This window comes from Legionella beliardensis (assembly GCF_900452395.1).
Classification (GTDB): Bacteria; Pseudomonadota; Gammaproteobacteria; order Legionellales; family Legionellaceae; genus Legionella_C; species Legionella_C beliardensis.
Genome location: NZ_UGNV01000005.1, coordinates 56,450 through 68,263, shown reverse-complemented (window position 1 = coordinate 68,263; position 11,814 = coordinate 56,450). Strand labels below are relative to the sequence as shown.

Below are 11,814 nucleotides of genomic sequence, written 5' to 3'. Positions count from 1 at the left end.
ATCCCTATACCAAAAATAAGAGTTTAAACGAGTTTATTATTGAATGATTTTTGTAGGGTATCAAAGCGCACGTTGCAAAGCAATGTATAAGCGCGCACTTCATTTGCCAGTGCGGCTTTACGGTCGCTTCGCGCCAATGTTTATTTTTTATTTTTATATTTTCTTGAAATCCCTAGTGAATCTCGTAGAATCTTACCTATGGATTCATAATGGTTTTAAATACGATGAGCGAAAAACAATCGCGGCTGGATGCCTTAAAGAAAAAACAAGAACAATTACGAGCACAAATTCAAAAATTAGAATCTCTCGAAAAATCACGTGAACGAAAACGAGATACTCGCCGTAAAATTCTCATTGGTTCCTATTTTATTGATAAGGCTAATCAAGAAGGAACGTTGTTTGATCTTTATCAACAAATAGATAAGTACATCAAACGAAATGCAGATAGAGAATTATTTCATTTAGAACCGCTGAAAGAAGAGCAACGTGTTTCAGAGAGAGAAGAATTGGAATTACAGTAAACTTAAGGACTAAGGATGAAATGGATTAAGTATTTTTTTAAACCGCTTATATGGATTTATAGCAAAACCAATTTAGTCGATGAAGAATTCTATTATTTTAATGCAGATAAAAAGAACGAGACTTAAATCAATCCAGCAACTGGTCTTCCCATGCGAGGCGCTTTTGATAAGTCAGATAATATCTTAGGGATTAGCTCATTTGATTGGAGTAATGATTACAGTCGAAACCACGCCTCAAATTCTCGCTTTAATTCATTTAATAGTCGATTTTAAATGTATTAATGATGCCTATTGCTTCTAATTTTATCATACACAGCCAAATGTTCTTCGTCTTTTTGTAATACTACTAAATAACCAAAAGATTTGGCTATTTTGATTAAATTTATTTTCAGGACATTTTTCACAGATAAATCAGCACACAAATATCTAATATTCATTTTACCTAGGTTGTATCTAAGTGATCACTATTTATTGATCTATTATTTTAGGAGCCAATAACAAATTATTAATATTATTCAGTTTCATGACTAATTTGACATGACTAATTAGTCATAATATACTATATGCTATAAGGCTGTTCTAAAGAAAAAATGGGTATTCCAACTTTACAGAATAATGAGTTACCGCCAGGAGAGCACCTAGCTACTTTAGATGAAGTCGCTAAAGTGTATGGCTCTTCGAATACAAGAAGAAAAAAGTTAATGAATGGACTTAGAAAAGCTGCTAACAATTTAAAAAGTGCAGGTGTTAAAACTATCTGGCTTAATGGGAGCTTTGTCACGGGGAAAAAGGAGCCCAATGATATTGATGGATGTTGGGACTACCACGATTCAGTGGATATAACTATTTTAGATCCTGTTTTCTTAGGTGACCGTGTAAGTATGAAGAAAAAATATGGATTAGATTTTTTTATTGCTGGTATCACTGAAGCTGGTAGTGGGTTACCTTTTACGCAGTTTTTTCAAAAAAATAGAGACGGAGAGCCTAAAGGTATTCTCGTTGTTAAATTAGGAGAGCTATGATGATCACAAGTGACAAGCAATATGCAGCTGCTAGAGAGCAATTAAATAGGCTGCAGCAATATCTATCGACTCCTCTAAGAAAAGATGTACCTGTGTCTATTGCAGAAGCCTCTAAAAGACAAACTCAGGAATTAATACATGAAATCCAAAAAAATATAGATGAATATCTTAAGTTAACAGAGAGTAAAGGGGCTGCTATAGAAATACATTCATTAGAAGATTTATTATCTGCGCCTATCCGATATCGATTAGCTACAAAAATGACTATAGAAAGTTTCGGACAGAAAGTAGGTGTTAGTCCGCGCCAAATTGCTCGATACGAAAAAGAAACTTATCAGAATATTAGTACTAGCACATTTCAAAGAATTTTAGGTAATCTTAAAATTAATATTAATGGCAAGATTTTAAAGGATGGTTCAAAAGCTCCTGTACGGAATATGAGATAAAATTATTAGACTAAACAGGGATGTTTAATATTTTGAAATAAGACAGTAATATTTAAATTTAATATTTTTATGCAAATTCTGTTCAAAAAATAAACTATAAATATTAAGTCTGGTTAGCACAGTAATCAGACTTATTATTTTATATCTTAGGGCGGATTCAACAAGCTAATGCAACCACCTTTTCTTCATCAGCTGTCTGCGGTAAAAATAACATAGCTGGTGATTTAAAGCCTAATGTTTTTCTAGGTCTGTCATTCAATTTTTCCATAATTGCTTTTAAGTGTTCATCAGTTATGGATTCAAAGCTTGCGCCTTTTTTTAAGTATTGTCGTACCAATCCATTGGTATTTTCATTAAGTCCACGTTCCCAAGATGAATAAGGATGAGCGAAGAAAAAATCGGAATTTAACTGCTCGGTTATCTTCTCATGATAAGCAAATTCAGAGCCGTTATCAGCTGTAATGGATAAAACCGAGTTGGTATATGGTTTTAAAGCATCTATCGTGGCTAAGCTTACGTTTTCAGCGGTTTTCTGGTTAACCTTTTTAAGGATAGTAAACTTAGTCTTTCGTTCAACGATTGAAACGACAGCATGCTTACGATTCTTGCCAATAAGGGTATCAATCTCCCAATCACCAATTCGCGCTTTTTCATCAACGATTTTAGGTCTTTCATCAATGAATCGCCTGTTTCTAATTGGCCCTTGACGTTTAGGGCCACCATAGCGCTTACGATACTTCTTTTGTTGATGCCTTAAGTGTTTAAATAAGCTACCGCCGTGCTTTTTATCCGTTAAAATAAACTGATAAATCCACTCATGACTTAAGCTAAATAACTGCTTGCGTTTAGCATAGCCGCTAATTTGTTCAGGACTCCAGTCCTGGCTTATCTTTTCCCTAATAAACTGCTTAATCTCCTCATTGACTTTGATGTACTTGGGCTTATCTCGTTGCCTATCATCCGCATACTTCTGCGCGTAATTTGCCTTATAGGTCCAATATCCTAAGCGCGTGCGAATAAAGGTTAGATTACGATTAAGCTCCCTACTAATCGTTGACTTATGGACCCCTAGCTCATCGGCTATTTGTTGCTGCGTATAACCTGCATGCACAAACGCTTGAATTTTACACCGCTTGAGATAATCCAAATGCTTGTAACTCATTTACAACTCCTGTACTAAAACAGCAGGAAGTTTACTCTCTTATCCTGCCTCTTTTATATACAAAAGTTGCACTAATCTGTTGAATCCAAGAAATCAACTTATGCCTACACTAAATAGACGTATTCATTAACAAAGACTGGCAATGGCTGCCCTAATAACAATAAAAAAGCATGATGAACCGTCAACGAAAGCAATCATTATCGCTAAATTTGATACGCCGGTTACAATGACACAACGTTTTGCACTTTACAGCAGTAAAGTACCTGCAGGCTTTCCTTCTCCTGCCGATGACTACCTTGAATTAACCCTTGATTTAAATGAGTACCTAATTAAACATCCCGCAGCGACCTTTATGGTGAGAGCCCAAGGCGATTCCATGCGAGATGCGGGCATTCATACTGGCGATTTACTGATTGTTGACCGCAGTGTTGAAGCAACCCACAATAAAATTGTCATTGCAGCCATTAATGGCGAATTAACTGTGAAGCGCTTATTTCGTAAAGAGGGCGCTGTGCGCTTAATGCCTGCTAATCGCACCTACTCGCCCATTGATATAACCGAAAACGTGGAGCTCATTATCTGGGGTGTGGTCACCCACATCATCCATCAGGCCGATTAATTGTGTTTGCGCTTATTGATTGCAATAACTTTTATGCCTCCTGTGAACGTCTCTTTCGACCTGATTTAAGAACCAAATCGCTTGTTATTTTATCCAATAATGACGGGTGTGTGGTTGCGCGCTCTAATGAAGCCAAAGCGCTCGGTATTGGCATGGGTGTGCCTTATTTTAAAGTAAAAGAATTATGTAATTTACACGACGTCACGCTTTTTTCCTCCAATTATACCCTCTATGGCGATTTATCAGCACGCGTGATGCGCGTCATTGAAGAGGCTTGGGATAGGGTTGAAATTTACTCCATTGATGAGGCCTTTCTTGACTTATCGACGCTTCCTATATAAAGATAAGTGGTCCAAGAAAAATCTATTTGTGGTAAATCGTCAGCATTAAGAAAATTTTCTAAATAGCAAATAGGTTTTAATAGTTGAGCTGCTTTTGCTTCTAGAGTGTCTTTGGATTTAGTTTGATATATTTCTAAATCAGGAGCACTTTCTTTATCCATGTACTCTACATATTCTTTAAATTTGGGAAGAAAAAATAAATACCCCGGTCTTCAATATCACAGGCCTTAAAATGATGTGGTTAGAGAAACTGGCGGTTGGGGATATTTGGGGCATTGGTAGACAGTGGCAACAAAAATCAAAAGGATTTGGCGTTATAACCGCTAACCAATTAGCGAGCCAAAATCCACACTGGGTAAAATCAAACTTTAATGTGGTGTTGCAACGTACGGTGATGGAGCTCAACGGCATGTCCTGTTTGCCAGTTGAGGCTATTGAGCCTAAAAAAAGCCTCGTTGCGTCCTGCTCTTTTGGGCGACCGCAAACCCATTTGCTAGCCATTGAAGAAGCCATTAGTCATCATTGTGCTACGGCTTGGGGCAAGCTTCGCAAACAAGAATTGGTGGCTAACTACATGTCCGTTTTTCTCTACACCAATCGCTTTGATGGACATCTTAAACCCTACTCTAAATCCATCAGTTTTCGCCTCATTAATCCGACCGATGATATAAGACAATTAACAGCGTGTGCTAAACAAGCGTTAAAGCGTATTTATAAAGAAGGTGTCCCGTATCAGAAAAGTGGCATTATGCTCGCAGAGCTAACGCTTAAGTCACCTGCACAAATGGATTTATTTAATCAGCCTTCGGATACCGCACTAGTTAAATCTGAAAAACTCATGACGCTCATAGAGTCTATTAATAAACGATATGGCGCCCGTTCAATTCGGCTTGCCGCCGAAGGTTTCCAAAAGCAATGGACGATGAAGCGGGAGATGAAGAGTCCTTGTTATACCACGTGTTGGACTGAGTTACCTGTTGCTAAAACATAAGAGTAAGATTTGTATTATTTAGCACATTAACTTTAGTGCTAATTTAATTGTATAAAGGTACACTAAGAGAAAAAATTGGTAATGGATAGGAAAGATAGGGAATGCGTTATTTTTTAAGTATTACTGCCATCATTTTAATTTATACCTCGTACACTCATGCAAGGGTATCTACCTCCCTTACGTTCAAGCAAGCTTTATTGATTGCTTATAGTAATAATCCAGAGCTTCAAGCTGAAATCAACAAAGCAAGGGCTATGCGGGGTTATTTTATTCAAAGCGGCCTTTATCCTAATCCACAGCTCGCATTAGTTGCAGAAAATTTTGGCGGCTCCGGTACTTATTCTGGTTACGAGTCGGCAGAAACCACCGCGACGATTACCCAGCCCATCCCACTTGGTAATCGTCTTTATTATCAGCAAAAAGCTAACTATGGTGATTACCTAGCATCTTTAGCACAAATTAAAGTACAAAAAGCGGTCTTATATATAAGTGTTGGTTTAGCGTACGTGGACGCGCTTTACGCGGGTCAGTGGTATCAGGTAACGAGAAAACTAGTTAAATTAAATCAAGACATTGTTGTGGCTATAGATAGGCGAGTTAAAGCGGGGGCAAGTGCTGAGTTGGATTTGCGACTAGCCCAAATACGTTTAGGCGATGTGCAAATTCAAGAAAAAAAAGCAGCAAGAGATGCTCTAGCTCAACGCGCTAAGCTAGCAAGACTGCTTGGTACTAATTTACGAGAAGACCGTCGTTTAGTCGATAAAGGACTGCCAGATGTCAATTTAAATTGGCAACAACTCATAAAAAAATTACCACAAAGCCCACAGCTACGCCAAGTACAACTATTACTTCAAGCCAAACGAGCCACCATCACTGCCGTTAAAAAAGCAGTTTGGCCTGATTTAAATATTCAGTTAGGTGGCCGACACTTTTCTGATGATGGCAGTAATGCAGGTGTCGCATCCATATATGCGCAAGTCCCCGTATTTGATAGAAATCAAGGAAAAATATTAACTGCAGAATCACAATATAACCAAGCGGTATATGAGCTTCATGGAGCACATATGGATGTGCGACAAAATGTCTATACCGTATTTTTGCAAGCTAAGCAAAGTGAATACGAAGCGGACTTAGTGACTCGCTCACTCCTACCTTTAGCCCGTAAAGCCATTAAACTGGCCCAAGATGGCTATACCATGGGACGTTACACCTACCTTGAATTATCCTTGTCATTAAACACCTTATTTGAGGAAGAACGTCATTACCAACAAGCTCATGCAGACTTTCATAAAACCCTAATCCAGCTTACAGGGCTTCTAGGACTCCATCCGACTAAGGAAAGTAAATGAATCGACACCTATTTAAATTAATCTTTGCGCTCATCGTTTTTCTGGTGAGTTTTAGCATTATTTCGGGCTGCTCCAATGATGCGTCTAAAGAGAAAAGCAAAGAGGAACAAATAGAGAAAGGGCCACAAGGCGGTCGTTTACTTAAAAAGGATGGCATTAGTCTTGAGTTGGTGCTGTTTAGTCGAGGAATGCCACCTCATTTTCGTGCTTACGTGTACCAAAGCAACCAAAGGATTGACCCAAAAGACACAACATTAACTCTTGAATTAACCCGATTTAATCAGAAAAAAGAGAGCATCACCTTTATTCTGGATGGCGATTTTTTGCAAAGCAATCAAGTGATTCGTGAACCTCATTCGTTTGATGTTGCTGCCAAGCTAACCCTCTCTGGTCAAAATTATTCCTGGAATTACTCAAGTTATGAGGGGCGAGTTGAGCTGCTGCCGCCAACACTTAAGGCGGCTGATATCGAAATAGCAACGGCCACAAGCCAAACCATTAAAACCCAATTAAAAGTAGTGGGAAAAATTGTACCTAATCGCGATACGATGGCACCCATCTACGCGCGCTACGCGGGTATCATTCAAACCATGAATAAAAACTTGGGCGAAGAGGTTAAAAAGGGTGAACCACTCGTTACGATTGAAAGTAATGAAAGCTTGCAAAACTACACGATAAACGCTCCGATTACCGGCACCATCGTACAAAAATATGCGACTAATGGTGAGTTAGCCCAAGCCACAAAGCCTATTTATGATGTGGCGAATTTAAATGATGTGTGGGCGGACTTTACCTTATACCGTAAGGAGGCTCCTGAAATAAAAAAAGGCATGATGGTACGCGTCACAGGAGATGACGGCAAACCCGATTCAACCAGCACTATTTCTTACATTTCGCCTTTAGGGATTGAGGATAGTCAAACGACCCTTGCGCGTGCGGTATTGCAGAATCAAAACCGTTTATGGCTTCCTGGCATGTATGTTAATGGCGAGGTTGTCATTAAAGAAAAAACCGTTCCTGTGGCGGTTGCACTGTCTGCTATTCAACGTTTGGGTGAGCAAGAGGTGGTATTTGTGCAGCAAGGTAATTTTTATGAAGCAACCCCTGTAAGCCTTGGGCAGCAGGATAACGAATGGGTTGAAATCCGGTCAGGATTGGACGCAGGCCAGCGCTATGTCATTAAAAACAGCTTTTTTATTAAAGCAGAACTCGGCAAGGAAGGCGCAAGCCACGACGACTAAGGATAGATGATGCTGGAAAAGATAATTCGTTTTTCACTCAAACACCGCTGGTTTATCCTGTTGTTTACACTCATGCTGGCATTGTTTGGTGTCTATAATTTCCAAAAGCTGCCCATTGATGCGGTACCGGATATTACCAATGTGCAAGTGCAGATTAATACGCAAGCTTCGGGTTATTCGCCTTATGAGGTAGAGCAGCGCATCACGTTTCCTATTGAATTAGCGATGAGTGGGCTGCCCAATTTAGATTACACCCGTTCTTTATCGCGTTATGGTTTGTCGCAAGTCACTGTAGTCTTCAAAGACGGCACCAACATTTATTTTGCACGCCAATTAATTAATGAGCGTCTACAGGAAGTTAAAGACAAATTACCGCCCGATGTAGAAACCTCTCTTGGCCCCATCTCCACGGGGCTTGGTGAGATTTTTATGTATACCGTAACCAATAAACCCAATGCACCAAAAGACAAACGCCATAACCCAATGGCGCTGCGTACTATTCAAGATTGGATTATCAAGCCACAATTACGCAATGTGGAAGGGGTGGCGGAAGTCAATACTATTGGCGGTTACGAGAAGCAGTTCCACATCACTCCTGAGCCTGCAAAATTAGTGCGTTACAACTTAAGCCTGACTGATGTTGTGGAAGCTTTACAACGCAATAATGCCAATGTAGGCGCCGGTTATATTGAGCGCAATGGCGAACAAAACCTTATTCGTGTGCCAGGGCAGGTACAAAATATCCCTGACATTGAAAATATTGTGGTCGCTAATTTTGAAGGTACACCGGTACGTATTCGCGATGTGGCAGACGTGGCGTTAGGTAAAGAATTGAGGACAGGTGCTGCCACCGAAAACGGTAAAGAGGTTGTTCTGGGTACTGTGTTTATGCTGATGGGTGAAAACAGCCGCACAGTTTCTGAGCGCGTGGCCGAAAAGATGAAAGAGATTAACAAATCACTTCCCGAAGGCGTTGAGGCCGTTACGGTTTACAACCGTACTTTGTTGGTGAATGCCACCATTGAAACCGTTAAAAATAATCTATTGGAAGGGGCTTTGTTAGTCTGCGCCATTCTCTTTTTGTTCTTAGGCAATATACGTGCGGCTTTGATTACGGCTATGGTCATCCCTCTTTCGATGCTGATGACCATTACGGGCATGGTCACGAACAAAATCAGTGCCAATTTGATGAGTTTAGGTGCCCTGGATTTTGGTTTGATTGTCGATGGCGCAGTGATTATTGTTGAAAATTGCATTAAACATTTGGGCGAAAAACAGCATGAGGCCAAACGCCTATTGACGCTGGAAGAACGCTTAAAGGTCATCTCTTACGCCACCACCGAAGTCATACGCCCGAGTATTTTCGGGGTGTTTATTATTACCGTGGTGTATTTGCCCATCCTGACGCTCACAGGAGTTGAAGGAAAGATGTTTTTACCGATGGCTGAAACGGTCATTATTGCGCTGATGGCCTCCATGGTGTTCGCTTTAACGTTTGTTCCTGCGGCAATCGCTATTTTCTTAGGCGGTCGAGTGCAGGAGAAAGAAAACTGGATGGTTCACTATCTTTCACAAGGTTATGAGCGGGTATTAAGGCGGTGCTTTCATGCTCGATTATGGGTGATTGGTGGTGCGGTTCTTTTAGTTCTGGTGAGTTTATTAATCGCTTTTCGTTTGGGTGGTGAGTTTATCCCAAGCCTTGATGAAGGCGACATTGCGATGCAGGTTATGCGTATTCCTGGTACCAGCCTTACGCAATCCATTGCCATGCAAGATATGGTAGAAAAGCGTGTGAAACAATTCCCAGAAGTAAAAAATGTGTTTGCTAAAATTGGTACCGCAGAAGTAGCAACCGATCCAATGCCACCCAATGCTGCCGATACCTTTATCATGCTAAAACCCCGTAAAGACTGGCCTAATCCTAAAAAAAACAAACAAGAACTGGTTCAAGAAATGGAAGACGCCATTAAGCAAATTCCTGGTAATAATTATGAGTTCACGCAACCCATTCAAATGCGATTTAACGAACTCATTTCAGGTGTGCGTAGTGATGTGGCCGTTAAAATCTTTGGGGATGACATGGCGGTTTTACTTAAAGTAGCGGAACAAATTGACGCGCAACTTGAGAAAACACCAGGCTCTGCGGATGTGAAAGTAGAGCAAGTGAGCGGTCTTCCTTTATTAACCGTGGAAATTAATCGCGATGCTTTGGCACGTTATGGCTTGCAAATAGGTACGGTGCAAGAGGCGATTGTGATTGCTACTGGCGGCAAAAAAGGTGGGGAGCTTTTTGAAGGCGATAAGCGCTTTGATTTAGTGGTACGTTTACCTGAATCTTTACGCCTAAATCCTAATGTTTTAAAGAATGTGTTTATCCCATTACCGCCATCAAAAGACGGGATGCGTCATTTCATCCCTTTAAATGAAGTCGCTAAAATGGTGCGTAGTGAAAGCCCCAATCAAATTAGCCGTGAAGTAGGTAAGCGCCGAGTAGTTGTAAGCTCAAACGTTCGTGGTCGAGACCTAAGCTCCTTCGTGCTGGATGCAAAGCAGCGTATCGAACAAAATGTAAAAATACCCAGTGGCTATTGGGTTACTTGGGGCGGCCAATTTGAGCAACTACAATCAGCATCTAAACGTTTACAGATTGTAATTCCTATTACTTTATTAGGTATTTTCTTGCTTTTATTTATGAGCTTTGGCAGCGTCAAAAATGCACTGTTGGTTTTTTCAGGTATTCCTCTAGCTTTAACGGGTGGCGTATTTGCTTTGTGGTTACGAGAGATACCTCTCTCTATTTCTGCAGGCGTGGGCTTTATTGCACTATCTGGGGTGGCTGTTTTAAACGGGTTAGTGATGATTACGTTTATTAATAAATTACGTGAGCAACAGCAGTTTTATTTAAAAGATGCTGTACTACAGGGCTCTTTGGCGCGTCTTCGTCCTGTGCTTATGACGGCACTTGTAGCCTCGCTTGGCTTTGTTCCCATGGCATTAGCGACCGGTACGGGGTCTGAGGTACAACGCCCATTAGCCACGGTAGTTATTGGTGGTATTATCTCATCTACCTTTCTAACGCTGCTTGTCTTACCAGGACTGTATTATGTATTTCATGAACGAAGGAAAAAAATCATTAAATAATATTTAGATGGTTAAATAATAAAATCAAAGGACGATAAAATGAAAGACCATTCCAGTCATAGGCACGCTAAAAACATCTCTGAAGAAAGTTCATTGTGGTTTGCCCTGATGCTTACAGGGGGCTTTCTAATTGCTGAGGTACTTGGTGGCATTTTAACTGGAAGCCTTGCATTACTTTCTGATGCAGCTCACATGATGACGGATGTCACGGCGCTTATTATTTCTTTAGTGGCCATTTATGTAGGCAGACGCCCTGCCGATACAGCTCGAACTTTTGGTTATTATCGATTTGAGATTTTAGCGGCTCCTTTTAATGCGGTGCTTCTTTTCATCATTGCTTTTTTTATCCTTTATGAAGCGTATCAGCGCTTAAAAAACCTGCCAGAAATTTACTTAATGGGTATGTTGGTTATTGCGATTTTAGGCCTGGCCATCAATATCATTATAATGAAGCAAAGAAGGCAACCTAAATTTCAAAAATGCTTACTTAGAGGTATGGAGTAACATGCTGAGTTCTTTAGGGGTTATTATTGCCGCGTTAATTATTTACTACACCCATATTACCTGGATAGACTCATTGGTGGCGGTGCTTATTGGCTTATGGGTTCTACCGCGAACATGGGTTCTTTTGAAGGAGGCAATTAACATCCTTTTGGAAGGCGTTCCAGAAGGCGTGGATATAAAAAATATTGAAATAACTATGTTCTCGGTAGATGGCATTTTAGAGGTTCATGACTTGCATATCTGGGCTATTACCAATGACAAAATAAGTTTAACCGCACACCTAGTTACCCCAACAGGAAATGAAGAGAACATCGAGGCTGAAGTTCAAAAAATTCTCGCGGAGCAGTTTAGTATTACTCATACCATGCTACAAATAGAAAAAAATAGAGCATCGAATTGCATTAATATTTTGCGCTATTTTTTTATTCAACACTACCAGTATTAGGAAAAACATGAGAAAAAAGAAAACGTTGACTT

Annotated in this window: 10 protein-coding genes and 1 pseudogene; 10 read left to right on the top strand and 1 reads right to left on the bottom strand. The window is 40.1% G+C overall.

Annotated elements, in window-relative coordinates:
• Positions 1 to 209: 209 nt before the first annotated feature.
• The 3 genes from DYE47_RS15520 to DYE47_RS15510 all read left to right on the top strand — a co-directional run bounded on the left by DYE47_RS15520 (position 210) and on the right by DYE47_RS15510 (position 1,989).
• Complete coding sequence (locus DYE47_RS15520; protein WP_242604266.1) at positions 210 to 521, top strand: mobilization protein; 312 nt, start codon at positions 210 to 212, stop codon at positions 519 to 521.
• A gap of 590 nt (positions 522 to 1,111) precedes the next feature.
• Positions 1,112 to 1,543, top strand: coding sequence for a DUF6932 family protein (locus tag DYE47_RS15515; RefSeq protein WP_115304351.1), 432 nt, complete (start codon positions 1,112 to 1,114; stop codon positions 1,541 to 1,543).
• Positions 1,540 to 1,989, top strand: coding sequence for a helix-turn-helix domain-containing protein (locus DYE47_RS15510; protein ID WP_115304350.1), 450 nt, complete (start codon positions 1,540 to 1,542; stop codon positions 1,987 to 1,989). Before DYE47_RS15515 ends, DYE47_RS15510 begins: the two co-directional genes overlap by 4 nt.
• A gap of 157 nt (positions 1,990 to 2,146) precedes the next feature.
• On the opposite strand, the gene DYE47_RS15505 is transcribed toward DYE47_RS15510, so the two are convergent.
• Positions 2,147 to 3,151 carry an IS30 family transposase gene (locus tag DYE47_RS15505; protein WP_115302438.1) on the bottom strand — a complete coding sequence of 335 codons (1,005 nt, stop codon included), beginning with the start codon at positions 3,149 to 3,151 and terminating at the stop codon, positions 2,147 to 2,149.
• A gap of 142 nt (positions 3,152 to 3,293) precedes the next feature.
• On the opposite strand from DYE47_RS15505, the gene DYE47_RS15500 reads away from it, so the two are divergent.
• From DYE47_RS15500 to DYE47_RS15470, 7 genes and pseudogenes are all read left to right on the top strand, one after another.
• On the top strand, positions 3,294 to 3,770 hold the full coding sequence (locus DYE47_RS15500) for a LexA family protein (protein WP_115304349.1): 477 nt from the start codon (positions 3,294 to 3,296) through the stop codon (positions 3,768 to 3,770).
• A 2-nt stretch (positions 3,771 to 3,772) separates the two neighbouring features.
• Positions 3,773 to 4,111 carry a Y-family DNA polymerase gene (locus DYE47_RS15495; RefSeq protein WP_115304348.1) on the top strand — a complete coding sequence of 113 codons (339 nt, stop codon included), beginning with the start codon at positions 3,773 to 3,775 and terminating at the stop codon, positions 4,109 to 4,111.
• 232 nt (positions 4,112 to 4,343) lie between these two features.
• The gene (locus tag DYE47_RS15490; RefSeq protein WP_115304347.1) at positions 4,344 to 5,102 is read left to right on the top strand and encodes a DUF4113 domain-containing protein; all 759 of its coding nucleotides are present in this window, start codon (positions 4,344 to 4,346) and stop codon (positions 5,100 to 5,102) included.
• Between the two features lie 101 nt (positions 5,103 to 5,203).
• Positions 5,204 to 6,451: a TolC family protein gene (locus DYE47_RS15485; protein WP_115304346.1), complete on the top strand. Its 1,248-nt coding sequence runs from the start codon at positions 5,204 to 5,206 to the stop codon at positions 6,449 to 6,451.
• The gene (locus tag DYE47_RS15480; protein WP_115304345.1) at positions 6,448 to 7,692 is read left to right on the top strand and encodes an efflux RND transporter periplasmic adaptor subunit; all 1,245 of its coding nucleotides are present in this window, start codon (positions 6,448 to 6,450) and stop codon (positions 7,690 to 7,692) included. The genes DYE47_RS15485 and DYE47_RS15480 overlap by 4 nt, the downstream gene beginning before the upstream one ends.
• A gap of 9 nt (positions 7,693 to 7,701) precedes the next feature.
• The gene (locus tag DYE47_RS15475; RefSeq protein ID WP_165482101.1) at positions 7,702 to 10,833 is read left to right on the top strand and encodes a CusA/CzcA family heavy metal efflux RND transporter; all 3,132 of its coding nucleotides are present in this window, start codon (positions 7,702 to 7,704) and stop codon (positions 10,831 to 10,833) included.
• Between the two features lie 144 nt (positions 10,834 to 10,977).
• Positions 10,978 to 11,782: pseudogene (locus tag DYE47_RS15470) on the top strand (cation diffusion facilitator family transporter); the annotation flags it as partial.
• Positions 11,783 to 11,814: the final 32 nt, after the last annotated feature.

Excerpts from the sequence above, each read along its gene's own strand:
- DYE47_RS15520 (WP_242604266.1), top strand. The coding sequence starts at position 210 with ATGGTTTTAAATACGATGAGCGAAAAACAATCGCGGCTGGATGCCTTA.
- DYE47_RS15515 (WP_115304351.1), top strand. The coding sequence starts at position 1,112 with ATGGGTATTCCAACTTTACAGAATAATGAGTTACCGCCAGGAGAGCAC.
- DYE47_RS15510 (WP_115304350.1), top strand. The coding sequence starts at position 1,540 with ATGATGATCACAAGTGACAAGCAATATGCAGCTGCTAGAGAGCAATTA.
- DYE47_RS15505 (WP_115302438.1), bottom strand. The coding sequence starts at position 3,151 with ATGAGTTACAAGCATTTGGATTATCTCAAGCGGTGTAAAATTCAAGCG.
- DYE47_RS15500 (WP_115304349.1), top strand. The coding sequence starts at position 3,294 with ATGGCTGCCCTAATAACAATAAAAAAGCATGATGAACCGTCAACGAAA.
- DYE47_RS15490 (WP_115304347.1), top strand. The coding sequence starts at position 4,344 with ATGATGTGGTTAGAGAAACTGGCGGTTGGGGATATTTGGGGCATTGGT.
- DYE47_RS15485 (WP_115304346.1), top strand. The coding sequence starts at position 5,204 with ATGCGTTATTTTTTAAGTATTACTGCCATCATTTTAATTTATACCTCG.
- DYE47_RS15480 (WP_115304345.1), top strand. The coding sequence starts at position 6,448 with ATGAATCGACACCTATTTAAATTAATCTTTGCGCTCATCGTTTTTCTG.
- DYE47_RS15475 (WP_165482101.1), top strand. The coding sequence starts at position 7,702 with ATGCTGGAAAAGATAATTCGTTTTTCACTCAAACACCGCTGGTTTATC.